This is a genomic window from Falsirhodobacter deserti (assembly GCF_004015795.1).
GTDB lineage: Bacteria > Pseudomonadota > Alphaproteobacteria > Rhodobacterales > Rhodobacteraceae > Falsirhodobacter > Falsirhodobacter deserti.
The window spans coordinates 49704-66681 of sequence record NZ_ML137218.1 but is presented as its reverse complement, the minus strand read 5'-3'; the positions used below and the strand labels follow the sequence as shown (position 1 = coordinate 66681).

19 protein-coding genes are annotated in these 16978 nt (G+C 65.2%); 10 read left to right on the top strand and 9 right to left on the bottom strand.

The genetic code is table 11. The annotated features are described in order from the left end of the window. Positions 1 to 17: 17 nt before the first annotated feature. A complete protein-coding gene (locus JX25_RS00325; RefSeq protein ID WP_128253152.1) occupies positions 18 to 2123 on the bottom strand; it encodes a TonB-dependent siderophore receptor in 2106 nt (701 codons plus the stop codon). Positions 2124 to 2280: 157 nt separating this feature from the next. On the opposite strand from JX25_RS00325, the gene JX25_RS00320 reads away from it, so the two are divergent. Together JX25_RS00320 and pssA are read left to right on the top strand one after the other, a co-directional pair. Continuing rightward, positions 2281 to 2973: a phosphatidylserine decarboxylase gene (locus JX25_RS00320; protein WP_128253151.1), complete on the top strand. Its 693-nt coding sequence runs from the start codon at positions 2281 to 2283 to the stop codon at positions 2971 to 2973. Next, positions 2973 to 3713: a CDP-diacylglycerol--serine O-phosphatidyltransferase gene (gene pssA, locus JX25_RS00315; protein WP_128253150.1), complete on the top strand. Its 741-nt coding sequence runs from the start codon at positions 2973 to 2975 to the stop codon at positions 3711 to 3713. Before JX25_RS00320 ends, pssA begins: the two co-directional genes overlap by 1 nt. On the opposite strand, the gene JX25_RS00310 is transcribed toward pssA, so the two are convergent. From JX25_RS00310 to JX25_RS00280, 7 genes are all read right to left on the bottom strand, one after another. Then, complete coding sequence (locus tag JX25_RS00310) at positions 3714 to 4586, bottom strand: SMP-30/gluconolactonase/LRE family protein (protein ID WP_128253149.1); 873 nt, start codon at positions 4584 to 4586, stop codon at positions 3714 to 3716. Between the two features lie 48 nt (positions 4587 to 4634). Continuing rightward, complete coding sequence (locus JX25_RS00305) at positions 4635 to 5405, bottom strand: 2-dehydro-3-deoxygalactonokinase (RefSeq protein WP_164876012.1); 771 nt, start codon at positions 5403 to 5405, stop codon at positions 4635 to 4637. Positions 5406 to 5413: 8 nt separating this feature from the next. Then, complete coding sequence (locus JX25_RS00300) at positions 5414 to 5998, bottom strand: uracil-DNA glycosylase family protein (RefSeq protein WP_128253147.1); 585 nt, start codon at positions 5996 to 5998, stop codon at positions 5414 to 5416. Positions 5999 to 6050: 52 nt separating this feature from the next. Then, a complete protein-coding gene (locus JX25_RS00295; protein WP_241557822.1) occupies positions 6051 to 7490 on the bottom strand; it encodes an efflux transporter outer membrane subunit in 1440 nt (479 codons plus the stop codon). A gap of 150 nt (positions 7491 to 7640) precedes the next feature. After that, positions 7641 to 8765, bottom strand: coding sequence for an NAD(P)H-dependent glycerol-3-phosphate dehydrogenase (locus JX25_RS00290; protein ID WP_128253146.1), 1125 nt, complete (start codon positions 8763 to 8765; stop codon positions 7641 to 7643). Positions 8766 to 8768: 3 nt separating this feature from the next. Continuing rightward, positions 8769 to 9335 (bottom strand): DUF1190 domain-containing protein, encoded by a 567-nt coding sequence (locus JX25_RS00285; protein WP_128253145.1) that lies wholly within the window; start codon positions 9333 to 9335, stop codon positions 8769 to 8771. A 5-nt stretch (positions 9336 to 9340) separates the two neighbouring features. Then, entirely contained in the window at positions 9341 to 10543 is a 1203-nt protein-coding gene (locus JX25_RS00280) for a glutathionylspermidine synthase family protein (RefSeq protein WP_128253144.1), read from the bottom strand. Between the two features lie 165 nt (positions 10544 to 10708). On the opposite strand from JX25_RS00280, the gene queC reads away from it, so the two are divergent. The 8 genes from queC (at position 10709) to JX25_RS00240 (ending at position 16218) form a co-directional block, all read left to right on the top strand. Then, complete coding sequence (gene queC / locus JX25_RS00275; RefSeq protein WP_128253143.1) at positions 10709 to 11404, top strand: 7-cyano-7-deazaguanine synthase QueC; 696 nt, start codon at positions 10709 to 10711, stop codon at positions 11402 to 11404. Next, positions 11404 to 11760, top strand: coding sequence for a 6-carboxytetrahydropterin synthase QueD (gene queD, locus JX25_RS00270; RefSeq protein WP_128253142.1), 357 nt, complete (start codon positions 11404 to 11406; stop codon positions 11758 to 11760). Before queC ends, queD begins: the two co-directional genes overlap by 1 nt. Further along, a complete protein-coding gene (queE, locus tag JX25_RS00265) occupies positions 11757 to 12452 on the top strand; it encodes a 7-carboxy-7-deazaguanine synthase QueE (RefSeq protein WP_421779844.1) in 696 nt (231 codons plus the stop codon). The genes queD and queE overlap by 4 nt, the downstream gene beginning before the upstream one ends. Then, a complete protein-coding gene (gene queF / locus JX25_RS00260) occupies positions 12452 to 12913 on the top strand; it encodes a preQ(1) synthase (protein WP_128253140.1) in 462 nt (153 codons plus the stop codon). The genes queE and queF overlap by 1 nt, the downstream gene beginning before the upstream one ends. 39 nt (positions 12914 to 12952) lie before the next feature. Next, positions 12953 to 13579 (top strand): DUF1007 family protein, encoded by a 627-nt coding sequence (locus tag JX25_RS00255; RefSeq protein ID WP_128253139.1) that lies wholly within the window; start codon positions 12953 to 12955, stop codon positions 13577 to 13579. After that, positions 13570 to 14439 carry a nickel/cobalt transporter gene (locus JX25_RS00250; RefSeq protein WP_128253138.1) on the top strand — a complete coding sequence of 290 codons (870 nt, stop codon included), beginning with the start codon at positions 13570 to 13572 and terminating at the stop codon, positions 14437 to 14439. Before JX25_RS00255 ends, JX25_RS00250 begins: the two co-directional genes overlap by 10 nt. Positions 14440 to 14442: 3 nt before the next feature. Next, positions 14443 to 14802, top strand: a complete 360-nt coding sequence (locus JX25_RS00245) for a DoxX family protein (protein WP_128253137.1) — start codon at positions 14443 to 14445, stop codon at positions 14800 to 14802. A 102-nt stretch (positions 14803 to 14904) separates the two neighbouring features. After that, the gene (locus tag JX25_RS00240; protein ID WP_206611501.1) at positions 14905 to 16218 is read left to right on the top strand and encodes a solute carrier family 23 protein; all 1314 of its coding nucleotides are present in this window, start codon (positions 14905 to 14907) and stop codon (positions 16216 to 16218) included. A gap of 8 nt (positions 16219 to 16226) precedes the next feature. Here the strand turns inward: JX25_RS00240 and JX25_RS00235 are convergent, their stop codons facing one another. After that, positions 16227 to 16769 carry a CHAP domain-containing protein gene (locus JX25_RS00235; protein WP_164876011.1) on the bottom strand — a complete coding sequence of 181 codons (543 nt, stop codon included), beginning with the start codon at positions 16767 to 16769 and terminating at the stop codon, positions 16227 to 16229. Positions 16770 to 16978 lie beyond the last annotated feature (209 nt).

Here is a 16978-nt window from a genome sequence, read left to right as displayed (position 1 = left end):
CGCAAGAAGACAGAAGCTCACCACTTATAGGCAAGATCCGCCACAACAGTGCGGCCCGCGCCATAGGTGCAGCCGAACAGCCCGCAATTTGCCAGATACTCTTCATCCGCCAGGTTCTGGACGGTCAGGCTGGCCCTGAATGCCTCGCGCTCATAGCTGACAGAGGCATCCAGCAGGGTTTCGTCGCCCATGCGGAAGTTGTTGCTGGCATCCCCGAATCGTTCGCCGACATAGCGGACACCGCCGCCAAGGCCGAAACCGTCCAACCGGCTGCCCTCGCCGAAGGTGTAATCGACCCAAAGGCTCGCCACGTCCTGCGGCGTGTTCTCGGGCACGAGGCCGACATAATCGCCGCTGCGGGTTTCCGCGTCGGTATAGCTGTAGGCGGCACGAAGGGACCAGTTGTCGGTCAGATCCGCCACGCCCTCAAGCTCCAGACCCTTTGAGCGCACCTTGCCCCGCGGCCGGTCTGTCGGGGCCCCGGTTGCCGGATCAAGCACGCGGACGCTGACGTTCTTCTGTTCGATATCGAACAGCGTCGCCCTGAAGAAGCCGTCGAAGAAGGTCGGCTTGTACTTCACGCCAAGTTCCCACTGCTTTGCCGTGGTGGGCTCCAGGGTGTCGCCGGTCAGCGCATCCGTTCCCGTCAGCGGCTCGAACGTGGTGGCATAGCTGGCAAAGGGCGCGATCCCGTTTCCAAAAACATAGGACAGACCGGCACGGCCGGTCGTCTCGCTGCTGTTTTCAGAGATGTCGGTTTCCCCGGCAATATTGTTATAGGTGGTTCCTTCGCGGCTGGACCAGTCGTGACGCAGGCCAAGCGTGGCGCGCCAACGGCCAAGCGCAAGTTCGTCCTGCACGTAGATGCCGGTCTGGCGGAACGTCAGGTCGCTGTTGGCAACATACCACCAGTTCGGATCGATGGCCGCGCCGTATTGCGGGTCCGACATGGAAAGCGGCGGAACGCCATTCCCGAACTCGGTGCTCAACTTCTCATCGGACTTGCGGATATCAAGGCCGAAAAGCAGTTTATGCTCCACGGCACCGGTTGTTGCCCGCCCCGTCAGGCGCGTATCAAGGTTCAGCGACAAGGTTTCCTCGTGCTGACGGGTGGCCTGACGCTCCACCGTTCCATTCGCGCCAAAGGCATTGAGATACAGCCACTGGTAATCCCAGTCGAAGCTTTGGTAGCGGAAGGACTGGTTCAGCGACCAATCGCTGTTGAAGCGATGCTCCCACTCCAGCCCCAGATTGACCTGTTTGCGGTCGGAGCGGTTGTAGTCCTCCTCGCCCAGATAAAAGTCGCGGCCAAGCGGATCGCGCCCCGTTTGCAGCACCGAGGTGTCCCTGGCCGTGAGCTGTTCGGGATTGTCCCACTGATAGGAGGCAAGGAAGGTCAGCCTGTCCTGCCCGTTGATGTTCCATGTCAGCGCCGGGGCCAGATACACGCGATCGTCGTTGATCTGGTCGGCGTCGCCCTTCTGGTCACGCAGCAGGCCGGTGAAGCGATACGCCACGTCCGGGGTGATCATGCGGTTCAGGTCGAAGAAGGCGGCCACGCGCTGGTTCGTGCCAAAGGACAGCCCGGCCTCGTTGAAATCGGCGAACTGGGGCCGCTTCTGGATCTGGTTGATCACCCCGCCCGGATTACCCGCGCCATACAGCACGCCGGCGGGCCCGTGCAGTACCTCGATCCGCTCCAGTCCATAGGTTTCGATGGCGGGGGTTGTGAAGGTCCGCAGCACCTTCAGCCCGTTCAGGAATTGCGAGTTTCCGCCATCGAAGCCGCGCAGGCGCGGGCTGTCGCCGCGTGAATCGCTGCCGAACGGCTCTCCAAACGCACCTGCGGCATAGTTCAGCGCCTGACCCAGCGTTCTTGCGCCCTGCGCTTGCACCTGTTCGGCCGTGATGACGCTGTCGGATTGCTGCGTCTCTATCCGCGGGGTGCCGGTCTTGGTCGTGCTGGCCAGAGTGGCGGCGACAAACCCGCCCGCAGGTGCGGTGGGATCATCCTCCCGCTGCACCACAATGGTCGGAAGGGCCGTGACGGTTTCCTGCGCGACAGCCTGCGTGGCCAGCGTCATTACGCCGGCACCCAAAAGGAATGGGCGGGATAGGGACATTTCGCGATGCTCCGAAAGGACAAACGTGCACGCCTTACCAGCCGGGCAATTACCGCGCAAATTATTCCTATAAATTTAGTAAGAATTTCCGGAGGAGTTGCGGGCAAGGGCCCAGTGACGTTATCGGTAGGAATTGCCCCCGAAAGGAACCACCCGCATGCGCATGTCCGAAGTTGTCCTGAAACCGATGCACCCGGAAGGGTGGCGCTTTGTCGGCATCTTCGCCGTGATCACCCTCCTCCTGTTCTGGCTCTGGGAGCCGCTGGGATGGCTTGGTACGATCCTGACGATCTGGTGCTATTACTTCTTCCGCGATCCGGTGCGCCATGTTCCGCAAGGCGACGGCCTTGTCATCAGCCCCGCCGACGGCATCATCTCGTTGCTGCAGCCGGCAGCCCCGCCGCCCGAACTCGGGATGGACCCGACGCCGCGCATGCGCATCTCCATTTTCATGTCGGTGTTCGATGTGCACGTGAACCGCTCGCCCGTCACCGGCACGCTGGTGAAGATGGCCTACACCCCCGGCAAGTTCCTGAACGCCTCGCTGGACAAGGCTTCGGTGGATAACGAACGCAACGCCCTGCTGCTGCGGACGGATACGGGACAGGACATCGCCTGCGTGCAGATCGCAGGGCTGGTTGCCCGCCGCATCCTGCCTTTCGTGAAGGACGGCGCGCCCCTTCAGGCAGGCGAACGCTTCGGCCTGATCCGCTTCGGCTCCCGCCTTGATATCTATCTGCCCGAAGGGGTGGAACCGCTGGTCGCGGTTGGCCAGAAGATGGTCGCGGGTGAAACCGTCCTTGCCCGCCTGACGGGCGAGCAGGTTCCGCGCGCGGTGCGGAGTGACTGATGGACAAGCAGCCCCGCCGCCTTTCGCTGGCACAGCAGGTGCCCAACCTGATGACGCTGGCCGCCAGCTGCGCCGGCCTCACCTCCATCCGTTTCGCGGTTGAAGGGCGGCCCGATCAGGCGATTGCCCTGATCATCCTTGCCGCAATCCTTGACGGACTGGACGGGCGCGTGGCGCGCATGCTGCGCAGCGAAAGCGCCATCGGGGCTGAACTGGACAGCCTTGCCGACTTCCTGAACTTCGGCGCGGCAACCGGCATCCTTGTCTATCTGACGGTGTTCGGCAGCGGACATAGCCTTGGCTGGGTTGCGGTGCTGATCTACGTGATCTGCTGCGTGATGCGGCTGGCACGATTCAATGTGGACACCAAGGCACCCGACCCCGAGGCCGTTCCGGGCTGGTTCACGGGCGTCCCTTCGCCCGCCGGGGCAATGCTGGCGCTGATGCCCATCGCGCTGGACCGTACCGGCATCAGCCTGCCGCCCATCCTCATCGCGGTGTGGCTGGTTCTGGTCGGCTGGCTGCTGATCAGCAGGATCCGCACCCCGTCGCTGAAACTGGTGCGGCTGCGGTCCGACCGGATGCGCTTTGTCGTGGTTGGCGTCATCGCGGTCGGGGCAATCCTGTTCACATGGCCATGGCAGGCGCTGCTGGCACTGGATCTGGCCTATCTTCTGGTGGTCCTGTGGTCGCTGCGCCGCGGGATGCGCCATCGCAGGCGCACCACCGAGGCCGAGTGATCAGCCGATCACCACGCGGGGCGTCGGCACCCCGACCGCCGGTCGACCCTGCACGGTGACGCTGCCATGAAAGGTCATCCCCGCCTTCGGCTCGTCCCTGCGGGCCGCGGCATCCATGCCTTCCTGTGCTGTAGTCACGAACAACGTCGTCAGGTCCGGCCCACCGAAGGCGGGGCGGGAACTGCGCGCGGCGGGAACCTCCTCTGCCGTGATGAACTGCCCTGCGGGGCGGTAAACGGCCACCCGCCCCAATCCCCATGGCGCCGACCAGAAGCGCCCTTCAGAATCGACAGTGCCCCCGTCGGGACGCAGCCCTTCGTCCGACAGGTCCAGGAATACCCGCGACTCCCCCTCGGGCCAGCCGTCCTTGTCCAGCGTATAGGCCCAGACGGTATGGGTGGGCGTATCGCTGACATAGGCAAGCGAGCGGTCTGCATCGAAGGCTATGGCATTGGGGATGTTCATCTTCGTGCGAAGCACGCGCAGCTCGTTCCTGTACCAGCGGTAAAGGGTTCCGAGGCCCGTCTCGCCCTTCTTGCCCATGGTGCCAAGCCAGAACCCACCCCACGGATCGGGTCCGCCGTCATTGCTGCGGGTGCGGTCGTCGTCGGCCTCGATCGGCACCAGCCGTTCATGGCTGCCGTCGCGCAGGTCGAACCGCCACAGGCCCGTTTCCGAAGCGATCAGAAGATGGTCGTGGTCGATCCACCCCCCGGCAGAGATCATCTCGGGGAACTCCCATGACCGATGGCCTTCAGCGGTACGCGTGTGCAGCCGCTTGCGAGTGATGTCGAACCAGAAGACCTGACCCCGCTCGGGGTGCCAGAAGACCCCCTCGCCCAACTCGCACCGTGTTTCGTCGAAAATCTGCATGTTTCCTCCCACTCCTCCGCCAGACGATAGTGTGGGCGAAGGCGTCTGTCAGCGGGAACGAAGGCCGTTCAGCAACAGATCCTCCTCCGGCAGGAAACGGGCGGCAGCGCCCTGCGCCTGCAAGGCCCGCACCAGAAGCGCGGGAAGATCGCCTTCGCCTGCCACCAGAACCTCGCGGCCAAGCCACCACGGCTTGGTCGCGGCAAGTTCTGCGCCCAGCAATGCACCTGACAGCCGCGCACGGGCCTGGTCGGGCGCCGCCAGCGGGGCCGAGGCCAGTTGGGCCGCCAGCGTTTCGGGGCGCGACAGCGTGGCGCGCAGCGTTTCGTCGAACGCGGGCATGTCCAGCGGGCCGGGACGATCCAGCGAGGCAAAGAGTCGTCCCGTGACGGTGCTGCGCATGTCCGTCACCTCGCCCGCGCTGACAGAGGTCCAGACCGTGCGGGCGCCCGTGGTTACCAGCGTGCCATCGAACTGCGGATGAACGGCCAGAAGGCCCGCCACGGCGGCCGTTCCGGCTGTTGCGTCCGGCAGCGGGCGTTCCTGCGTCAGCCCCGGCAGGACCGTCATCCGCCCCTTTGCCACCGGTGCCGGAACGGCGCAGGGAACGGGCACCCACAGCCCCCAAAGATCGGCCGCCCCCGAAACGCGGACAGGGCCCGGCCAATCCGGCAGCGCGGCCAGCAGCGCATCCCTTGTTTCAGGGCGCGGGGCTTCGGCGCGATCCAGAACATCGGTGCCCGACATGCGCCAAAGGCGCAGGCGGGAGCTTCGGTCAACAGCAATCCAGTCCATCTCGCGCCAGATGGGCCGGGGCAAGGCCAAGGTCAATAGGTGACGGGGCGCAGCAGTTCGGCCACCCGCCGACGCAGTTCCGGCAAAACCTCGTCCTCGAACCAAGGGTTGCGGCGCATCCAGCCGGTGGATCGCCATGACGGATGTGGCAGCGGCAAGTGGTCCGGCAGGAAGGAACGGAAATCGCGCACCCTGTCGGTCATCGTGCCGGCGCCCAGAACATGCACCTGCGCATGGCTTCCGATCAGAAGCGTAAGCCGAATACCCTTGGCCTGCCGCAACAGGCGGTCCCGCCAAAGCGGTGCGCATTCGGGCCGGGGCGGCGCATCCCCGCCCGTTCTGCGACCGGGATAGCAAAGGCCCATCGGCAGAATGGCGAAGTTCGAAGAGTCATAGAATTGCGCTGGCGTCACCCCCAGCCATTCGCGCAGCCGCCGGCCCGAAGCGTCATCAAACGGAACCCCCGACAGATGCGCCTTCGTGCCGGGGGCCTGGCTGGCAATCAGGATGCGCGACCCGGCGGAAAGCTGAAGGATGGGGCGCGGGCCCAGCGGAAGATGGGCCGCGCAGGCGGTGCAGGACCGCGCCTGCGCCAGAAGGGTTTGAAGATCGTCCATCCCCTTCAGATATGCAGCCCCGCCCTTGCGATGAAGTGGCGGGGCCAGGCCGTTATTCGGCGGCGGCAACCTGCGTGGCCGCCGGGCGCGATCCGATACCCGCCCCTGCCGTTGCAACGCTGAGCGTGACGAAGTTGGCCGCCTGCTGCCGGATTGCCTGTGCAAGCGAATTGCGCGCCTCCAGCAAGGATCGTTCGGCATCCAGCACCGTGAAGAACTCCGTCTCGCCGATATCGAAGCTGGTGCGCGACAGGTTCACCGTTTCCTGTGCCGCCTCCACCAGGCGCCGCTGCGCTTCGATGTTGCGCGCATCGCGGTTATAGGCGGCAAGGGCGTTCTCCACCTCTTCGATCGCGCCCAGAACCGTTGTCTGCCATGTCAGCCGCGCCTGCACGGCCTGCGATTGCGCGACGGTCAGGTTGGCGTTGTTCTGCGCATTGAAGATCGGAAGGTTCAGCTGCGGGCCGAAGCTCCACGTCTTGAGGCTGCCCCCGCCCGAGATGTTTGTCGGGGTGACGGTGCCCGAAAGCGACAGCGACGGATAGAAAGCCGCGCGCGCCACGCCCACGTTGAATACCCTCGCCGCATATTGCCGTTCTGCCGCGATGACGTCGGGGCGGTTGCGGATGGCTTCGGCAGGAACGCCGACGCTGGCGCGGAAGCGCGGGCGGGGCTGGGGTGCGCCGCGCTGCAACTGCGCCTTCAGCGCTGCGGTGCGCTGGTTCGTCAACGAGGCAAGGCGGTTCACCGATTGGTCGAACCCGACCTCCAGCGCCGGAAGCTGCGCCTCGGCCTGCGCGACCAGCTGCTGGGCCTGCACAAGATCAAGGCGCGGGGCGCTGCCATATTCCACCTGGCTTTGCGTCAGGCCAAGCGACTCGCGGCGGCTGGCGATGCTTTGCCGCGTCAGCGCGATGCTTTCCTGGAAATAGCGCACGTCGATATAGGCCGAAGCGATGGCCTGCAGGATCGTCAGCCGTGCCACGTCCACCGACAAATAGGCCGCATCAAGCTGCGCCGAGGCCGCAGCCCGCGCATTGCGGTTGCGCCCGAACAGATCGATCGTCCACGAAACATTGGCCGTGGCCGCGGTCGTGTCGGTCACGTTTCCAACGCCGTCGCGGTCGCCGCGCGTGGCCGAAGCGCCCGCCGACACTTCGGGCAGGTCATTGGCACCGACCAGCCGCGCATTGGCGCGCGCTTCGTTGATCGCCTCGATCGCCTGTGCCACGTCAAGGTTGCGGGCAAGGCCGGCCTGCATCAGCGCGTTCAGTTGCGCATCGTTGAACGCGGTCCACCACAGCATGTTGCGCGTCGCGTCGCGTTCGGGCGCGGGGGCGCTGAAGCTGGCGGGAAGCTCGGCCGTCGGCGGGGTGTAATCGGCAAGGCCGCAACCGGCCATCATGACCGCCACGAGCGCCAGCGCCGTTCCGTTGCGGGCGACGCGAAGCAGGGAAAAGGGCATCTCGCTCATCATATCGATCTCACTCATGACGGGCGGGATGAGCCCGTTCCTCGGTTCCGTTTGCGCGATCCGTTACGGGTTCCGCCAAAACGGAACGTTCGTTCGGATACTTGTCATTGCTTACTTTGGCATCGGGGACGAGTAAACACCCGTTGGCACGCCCTGACAACGCGGGTGTCAGGGAAACTTCTCCTCGAAATGGCGGGTTACGGCTTCGGCGGCCGGATGTTCGAAGGCCAGATCCGCCGTACGGGCTTCCGCGTGGATGGGCGCGGCCCAGTAACCGGCAAAGGCGATCGCGATGGGCTGGCCATCGGCGGTGATCGCACGCACCATTTCGCAAATCGGCATGTGCAGGCCCAGACGTCGCGCCAGATCGGTCACGGTGATGGCGGCATGGCGCCCTTCCACCACGACGGGACGCCCCTCGAACACCTTGTCGTCGGGGATGCCCTGCCCCCGCTGCATGCCATAGGAGAAGTTTCGCGACTGCCGGGAGGAGCAGGTGAGGATCAGATCCCCCAGCCCGCCAAGCCCCGCCACGGTTTCGCGCCGCCCGCCAAGACGCACGGCGAGTTCCTTCATCTCGTCCAGGCCGCGCGTGATGATCGCGGCGCGGGAATTGTCCCCGAAGCCGGCACCGGCAAGAATCCCGCAAGCGATGGCGATGACGTTCTTGACGGCACCGCCAACCTCCACCCCTGCCATGTCATCCGAGACATAGGGACGGAAACTTCCGGTCGTCAGCGACATCGCCATGCGCGTGGCGGCCTGTTCGCTCGCGCTCAGCCCCGGGTCCGTGGTGCAGGCAACCGTCACCGCCGTGGGATGGCCGGCTGCGGTTTCGGCAGCGAAGGTGGGGCCGGTCACGGTGCCGACGGGGCGGCCCGGGGCAACCTCTTCCACAAGGGCCGACATCAGAAGGCCGGTTTCGGCTTCGATCCCCTTGGCACAAACGAAAATCGGAACGCCCGGCGCGGCAAGGCGTCCGATCTCGGCCGCGACAGCGCGGATGGTGACAGACGGCGTGACAAGCAGCACCGCCTCGGCATCCTTCAGCGCTGCGGCCATGTCCGTCATGGGGCGGATGGCATGGGGCAGGCCGATCTTGCCAAGATAGCGGCTGTTGCGATGCGTGGTCGCGATTTCCGAGGCCAGTTCGGCATCCCGCATCCACAGCCGCGTTTCCCGCCCTGCGCGGGCGGCAACACTGGCAAGGGCCGTGCCCCACGCCCCGCCGCCGATCACGGCGATGCGGTCAAAAGGGTGGGTGGTGCCAAGCGAGGTGATCTTCTTGTCCATGCCTTACCCCCCGAACGACGAACGGGCGGCGCCGCTGGCACCGAAACCGCCGCGCCGCATCACATCGGCCTGCGTCATCGGCGGACGCCCTGCCGTGGTGGGCGCCTTGTTGAACGCGGCGGTGTTCATCGCCCCACGGCCGGAGTTGGAGGCAACCTGCGCCCCGCCGGGCGTCGCATAGCGCCCGTTGGCAGTGTTCACCAGCGGCTGGCTCATGAAACCCCGGCCGCCCGACAGCATCTGCCCGATCATCATCCCCGCCAGCAGCGGCATGAAGGAAAAGCCGCCGCCCTGCTGCGCCTGCTGTTCGCAATTGCCTGCACCGTGCTGTTCCTCGCACACGGCCAGCGCGTCATATCGGGGGGCCGTCTCCTGGTGATCCGCCTGCGCCTGCGCGAAAGCCGCCTCGCAATCCTCGGCGGTGAAGGCCAGGCTGCCTTGATCGGCCTGCGCCCTGCACGAGGCGAGATCGGGAAAGGACGCAGCCTCCGTCTGGTCTTCCTTGCAGCCGGAAAGAACAAAGGCCGCCCCCATCAACGTGAGGGCCACAGTGGCTGAACGTTTGCGCATGGGACTCATCCTTCGATGAAATGGGGCTTGAAACGCGAAAGATCCTGCGTGATCCGGGCGCGGTCTTCGCGGATGCCAAGGCCGACACAGGTAGGGCCGACAACCCATGCGCCAAGGACGGGCCGGAAGCCGTCGAACACCGGCAGCGGTGCATAGGCCTGCACGATCTTCGGCTGGTTATCGTAACCGCGATCGGTTGCGACCTCCAGCGGGCGGCCGTTCTCGATGATGTCGATGGACGACCCCTCTCGCGAGAAGATCGGCTTGACCACGTGCGACTTCAGCGCATCGCGGGCCCGGTCGAACAAGGGAACGGACGGCGATCCGTCGCGCAGTGCGCCGCCCACATCATCAAGGAAGAACGCGGGCAGCAGGTTCGGGTGGCCCTCGAACATCTCCCACAACACGGGCAGGATGGCCTTGTTGGACACCAGCGCCTTCCACGGCGGCTCGATGAAGCGGCAGCCCGATGGCCCGATGGCCGCGCCGAATTCGTCATGGAAGATGTCTTCCCACGGATAAAGCTTGAACAGCGTGCCGATGACGCGATCCTCGGCATCAGAGAACTGACCTTCCTCCGTCAGGCCGATCTTTTCCAGATCGGTGTAATGTGCGCCCATTCCGCCTTCGCGCGCGGCCCATGCCATTGCCTCCACCGTGGCGTAATCTTCGGCATTGCCGCCGGCGGCCGCGAAATGCAGGTCGGTGTTCGGGGCGAAAAGCTCGGCAAAACGCTCGGCCAGTGCCTCGTGGATACGGTTGAACTGATCGGCCCCTTCGGGCAGCACGCCCGCCGCGATCTGGTCTTCAAGCCACTGCCACTGGAACGATGCCGCCTCGTAAAGCGAGGTCGGCGTGTCGGCGTTGTATTCCAGCAGCTTGGCATCCGTGCCGTCATAGGCAAGGTCCATGCGGCCATAAAGTTCCGGCTCTCCGTTCCGCCAGCTTTGGGCGACCATGTCGTGAAAGCCGGGCGGAATGCCCATCCGCTCCATCAACTCGTCCGAGGCGGTAATGCGGTCCACCGCCTCGCGGCACATTGCATGAAGTTCGGTCGCGGGATCCTCGATCCGCGTCTCGATCTCCTCCAGCGTGAAACGATAGGCGGAGGTTTCGTCCCAATAGGGCTCGCCATGCATTTCGGCAAAGGTGAAGCCGGTTTCTGCTTCGCGCTGATCCGCGCGGGGGGGGAGGCTGATCTTTTCCATGAACCCGTTTGGGGCAGAGCGAGAGCGTTGCGTCAAGAGCGAGATAGGACGCAGGGGCCCCTCGCGCAATGTTCATGGCCGTTTCCTTGCCATTCACTCCCGAAGCCGGTATGGCGCACCCGCCCCGGTCGCAGCCTACCCGGGTGATCAAAACAAGGGTTACACATGAAGATTATCGTCATCTGCTCCGGCGGACTGGATTCCGTTTCGCTGGCGCATGTTCTTGCCGATCGCGGCGAACTGGCCGCGCTTGTGTCGTTCGATTACGGCCAGCGCCACCGCAAGGAACTGGATTATGCCGCCCGTGCGGCAACGCGGCTGGGCGTGCCGCACCACCTGATCGACATGCGCGGCATCGGCGCGGCCCTGACGGGATCGGCGCTGACCGACGATGTGGATGTGCCCGACGGGCATTACGCCGAAGAAACCATGCGCATCACGGTCGTGCCGAACCGCAACGCGATCATGCTGACCATCGCCTTCGGCGTGGCGGCGGCGCAGGGGGCGGACGGTGTGGCCACGGCCGTGCACGGGGGGGATCACTTCATCTATCCCGATTGCCGCCCCGCCTTCACCGAAACGTTCCAGGCCATGCAGGATGCCGCGATGGACGGATATGCCGATGTGCGGCTCGTCACCCCCTATGTTCACCGCAGCAAGGCCGACATCGTGGCCGACGGCGCCCGCGTCGGCACGCCCTTTGCCGAAACGTGGTCCTGCTACAAGGGCGGGGATGTGCATTGCGGGCGCTGCGGCACCTGCGTCGAACGGCGCGAGGCGTTTCATCTGGCCGGCGTGGAAGATCCCACCGACTATGCCGATCCCGATTACTGGCAAGCCGCAGTGAAGGGACGCACCTGATGTTCCGGATCACCAAGGAATTTTCCTTCTCCGCCTCGCATCAGCTGATCGGCCTGCCCGAGGATCATCAATGCGCCCGGCTGCACGGGCACAACTATGTGGTCGTGATCGAGCTCGCCTCGGCGGAACTGAACGTCCACGGCTTCGTGCGCGATTATGGTGAACTGAAGCCGCTGAAGGAGTATATCGACGATACCTTCGACCACCGTCACCTGAACGACGTGATGGATGATGATTTGGTCACCGCCGAAAAGCTGGCGCGGCACTTTTATGAATGGTGTTCCGTGATGTGGCCCGAGGTCACCGCCGTGCGCGTTTCGGAAACCCCCAAGACATGGGCAGAATACCGTCCATGATCCGCGTTTCGGAAATCTTCGGGCCAACCATCCAGGGCGAGGGCGTGCTGATCGGCCTGCCCACCGTTTTCGTGCGCACGGGCGGCTGCGATTACCGCTGTTCATGGTGCGACAGCCTGCACGCGGTGGACAGTGCCTTCCGCCACACGTGGCAACCCATGACCGCCGAAGCGGTCATGGCGCGGATCAAGGAGTTGTCGGGCGGGCGCCCGCTTACAGTCTCGCTTTCGGGCGGCAACCCGGCGATCCAGCCCTTGGGCCCGCTGATCGCAGCGGGGCATGAAAAGGGCTATCGCTTCGCGCTGGAAACCCAAGGGTCTGTCAGCCAGCCGTGGTTCGCGGATCTGGATACGCTGGTTCTGTCGCCCAAGCCCCCCTCCAGCGGCGAGGAAACTGACTGGGACGCCTTTGCGCGCTGTCTGGCCGCGGGACCCGAAACGGTGATGAAGATCGTGATCTTCGACGATGCCGATTACGCCTTCGCGCAGGATGCGGCGGCGCGTTTTCCGCACCTGCCGCTTTATCTGCAACCGGGCAACCCGATGGTGGATGAGGCGAGGGCCGTGGACCAGAACGGTCTGGTGGACCGGATGCTGTGGCTGATCGACAAAACGGTGCAGGATGGCTGGTTCACGCCGCGCATCCTGCCGCAACTGCATGTCATCCTTTGGGGAAACAAAAGGGGCGTATGATGGAAGAGAATATCTATGCAGGGCTGAAGCAGCTTGGCGGCGCGACCGTCATGCCCCACTCGCCCGAGGAAGCGGTGCTGGAGCGGGTGAAGAACCCGCAGGACGTATCCTATCTGGTGCGTTTCACCGCGCCGGAGTTCACGTCGCTTTGCCCGATGACGGGGCAGCCCGACTTCGCGCACCTGATGATCGACTATGTCCCCGGCGATTGGCTGGTGGAGTCGAAATCGCTGAAGCTGTTCCTTGGCGCCTTCCGCAACCACGGCGCATTCCACGAGGATTGCTCGGTCATGATCGCGCGGCGGCTGGTGGAGTTTCTTGATCCGCAATGGCTGCGCATCGGCGCTTATTGGTATCCGCGTGGCGGCATCCCGATCGACGTGTTCTGGCAAACGGGAGAGCCGCCCAAGGGCGTGTGGATCCCTGAACAGGGCGTGCCCCCCTACCGTGGACGCGGGTAATTGATTTGCGCGAAGGGCGCGGGCGGGGTAGCCAAGGGCATGTTCCGCCGCGCCCTTGCCCTTGCCTGCCTTGCCGCCAGCCCCGTCGGGGCGCATCCGCATGTCTTCGTCGATGAATCGGTTGGCTTTCACATGGAAGGCGGCGATCTGACGGGGTTGCGGATCGTCTGGCTTTACGATGCTTTTTCCACCCTTGTTCTGTATGACCAGCTTTGGCTGGACGAAGATGGCGATGGCCTGCTGAACGAGGCGGATCTGGAAACAGTCGCGCGCGGCGAGACGGAGTGGGAGCCGGGTTACGAAGGCGACACCTATTTGTTCCGGAACGATGCGAAGGTGCCGTTGGGCAGGCCTGAAAATGCAACCGCAAGGATGGTGGGCGAACGGGTGGAGGTGACATTCGATCTGCCGCTGGCCGAACCGCTTCCGATGGCGGGGCAGCAGGCCGTGCTGAAGATGTATGCACCCGATTACTATTACGCATATACCGCGCAGGAGGTGCTGGAAACGCCCGAAGGCTGCCGCAGCCGGATCGAGCATTTCAAGCCCGACAGCGTAAGCCGCAAGCTGCAGGCCGAACTGGCGCAGCTGGGGGCCGAAGAGATGCCCGACGATCCCAATATCGGCGCCAAATTCGCCGAGGAAGTGCATCTGGAATGCGACTGATCCCTGCCCTTCTGGTGGCTGCACTGCTGGCGGCGGTTCTGGTCCTGCTGGGCGATCATTACGGAGTGCTGGCGCTTGGCTGGGCCTCGCAGGTGCAGTTCGGGGTGCAAACGCAAATGGCCGGCGTGATCCGCGCCATCAAGGCGGGCGATCCGGCGGCGATCTGGTCGCTTGTCGCGCTTTGCAGTGCTTACGGGTTTCTTCATGCGCTTGGCCCCGGCCATGGCAAGGTGCTGCTGGGCGGGGCGGCGCTGGGAACAGGCGTCAGCGCGTGGCGCATCTTTGCCATCGGCGCCGCGGCCAGCCTTGCGCAGGCACTGGCGGCGATCCTTCTGGTTCTGGTGGTGGTGAACATCTTCGCCCTTACCTCCACCGAGGCGTCGGCATTGGCTGAAGGCAGCCTTGCCACCGCAAGCCGCCTGGCGGTTGCGGCCATTGGCGCGGTACTGGTCTGGCGGGGCCTCCGCATTCTGCGCAAGACGCATCACCACCATCACGAAGGCTGCGGCTGCGGCCATTCCCACGGCCCCACCGCCGAGGAGGTGACGAACCTGTCTTCCTGGCGCGAGGGGGCGGCGCTGGTGGCCTCGGTCGCTGCGCGGCCCTGCACGGGGGCGATCTTCCTTCTGGTCATCGCGTGGCGCTTCGGCATTCCGGGCGCGGGCGTGCTGGGGGTGCTGGCGATGGGCCTTGGCACTGCCGCGCTGAACGCGCTGGCGATCGGGGGCGGGCTGGCGGGGCGGCGGCTGGCATGGCTGGGCGGGGCTGCGGGCGGCGTTGGCGCGGCCCGCACGGCAAGCGTTCTTCAGGTTGGGGCGGGGGCAGCGATTGTCGGGCTGTCCCTGCTGACACTGGCCTGAATGATGAACAACTGGCTGAACCTTGCCGGACGCCTTTTGATCGCGCTGCTGTTTCTGGGGGGCGCCGCGCAAAAATTCACCGATCCCGCGCCCGTGCAGCAGATGATCGCAGCGGTCGGCCTGCCCGTCAGTCTGGTCTGGCCGCTGGCGCTGTTCAACCTGCTGGCAAGTATCGCCCTGCTGACGGGGCCACGGGTGCGGACGGTTGCACTGGTGCTGGCGGCCTATTGCATCTTCACCAGCTGGTTCCACTGGCAACTGCGGGCAGACCCGTGGCAGGTAACCATCCTCGTAAAGAACTGGGCCGTGGCGGGCGGGCTTCTGGTGCTTGCCTCCGCCGGTCCGGGCCGGTTCGCGCGATAAGAAAGATCGTGCGCGGCGCGCGGCGCGGCTGTATGGCGGGACCCGGACCCGTGCCGTGCCCGGAGGCCGTCCGCATCACCAACCGGGCTGACGGAGGTGCATGTGAGCTTTTTCCCCCGCTGGACGCCCGCGAAAGGCCCGATGGTGCAACCCGAAGAACGGCTTGGCGGCGGCGCAACAGCCGCGCTGGGCCTTCAGCATCTGGTGGCAATGTCGGGCTCCACGATTCTTGCACCGCTGCTGATGGGATTCGATCCGAACCTTGCGATCCTGTTTTCGGGCATCGGCACGCTGATCTTCTTCGTGCTGACGCGCGGGCGGGTGCCCAGCTATCTCGGGTCCTCGTTCGCGTTCATCGCGGTCGTGATCGCGGCCACCGGCTATGCCGGGTCCGGCCCCAATCCCAATATCGGCGTGGCCTTGGGCGGGATCATCGCCTGCGGGGCGCTTTACACGCTGATCGGCGCGGTTGTGATGGCAACGGGCACTCGCTGGGTGGAGCGGCTGATGCCGCCCACGGTCACCGGCGCAGTGGGGGCGGCCATCGGCCTGAACCTTGCCCCCGTTGCCATTCAGGGCACCGAGGGCACGGGACCACACATGCTGGTGGCGCTGCTGACGATCCTGTCGGTCGGGCTGGTAGCGGTTTATGCCCCGCCCGCCATCCGCCGCGTGTCTATCCTTGCCGGCATCGTGGCGGGCTATGCCGCGGTTCTGGTGCTGGGCAATGGCATGGGGCTGCTGCCGGGGGTGGACTTCTCGGCCCTTGCCGCGGCTCCGTGGCTTGGCTGGCCCACCTTCCACGCGCCCGTCTTCAACGCCTCGGCGATGTGGCTGATCGCGCCCGTCGCCGTGATCCTCGTGGCCGAGAACCTTGGCCATATCAAGGCCATCGGCGCGATGACGGGGCGCCCGATGGATCGCTGGATCGGGCCGGGCTTCATCGGTGACGGCATCGCGACGATGGTTTCGGGTGCAGGCGGCGGCACTGGCGTGACCACCTATGCCGAGAATATGGGCGTCATGGCCGTGACGCGCGTCTTTTCCACGCTGGTCTTCGTGGTGGCGGCGGTGGTGGCGATCTGCCTTGGCTTCTCGCCGAAGTTCGGGGCGCTGCTTCAGACGATCCCGGCACCGGTTCTGGGCGGACTTTCGGTCGTGGTGTTCGGGCTGATCGCGGCGGCGATGGTGCGGCTGTGGGTGGATAACCGGGTGGATTTCTCCGATCCGCGCAACCTGATAACGGTGGGCGTCACGCTTGTGTTCGGTGCGGGCGATTTCAGCTTCACCATCGGCGGGTTCGCCGTGGGCGGGATCGGGACGGCCACGCTGGCCGCAATTGTCCTTTACCAGCTTCTGGGCCTGCGCCGCAGCGCCCGCGTCGTGATGCCGATGGACGAGGCGTCGGGCCGTTAAGGCCCGCGTCAGGAGGTTGCGGCAGGCCGGTAGATGAAGCCGTGGGTGGGATAAACACTGCCGAAGCTGTCATACTGGTTCTGCACGCGTACCTTCGACCAGTCGTTCGCCTCCGACACGTCGATCACCATCGTGTCGGTGGTGATGCGGTTGGTGACCCAGTTGGCCTGATCGACAAGGATCTGCCGCTCGTTCACCACCTGCGAAACGACGGCCACGTGGCCCAGCGGCATGCGGCCCGTGGCGCGGAACGTCAGAACGGATCCGGCAATCGGAATATGGCCCTTGGGATAGGCTTCTCCGGCCTGTCCCCACCATGTCCGGGCATCGCCGCGGATGTTGATGCCGGAAACCGCGCGCGCAAACGGCACGCACCAGATGCGGCGCAGGTGCTTCATTTCCTGTGCGGTGCGGTGCACGGCCACGCGCAGATCGTCCCGCGTCATGGTTTCCACGTAAACCTTCCGTGCCGCGCCATCGGCGGCAGCCATCTGCGGTGCGGTCAGCGACAGCGCAAGCAGCGCCGCCCCGCAAAAGCGACCGAATCCCATTGTCAGAACGTCCCCATGTCGTTGCGGCCCGAAGCCGCGGCGCCCACCCCGTGCCGGCGCCCTGTCCCGCTGTCCTTTCGCCACAAGGACAGGCCCTCCGGCAACCCTGTTGCGGGGTGCCGCAATGGCGGATGGCAGGAAACCGCCGAAAGCTTCCGGCCTTGACCTTGTGCCCGGACTGGCAGACTTACGATCATCATCGATGATAA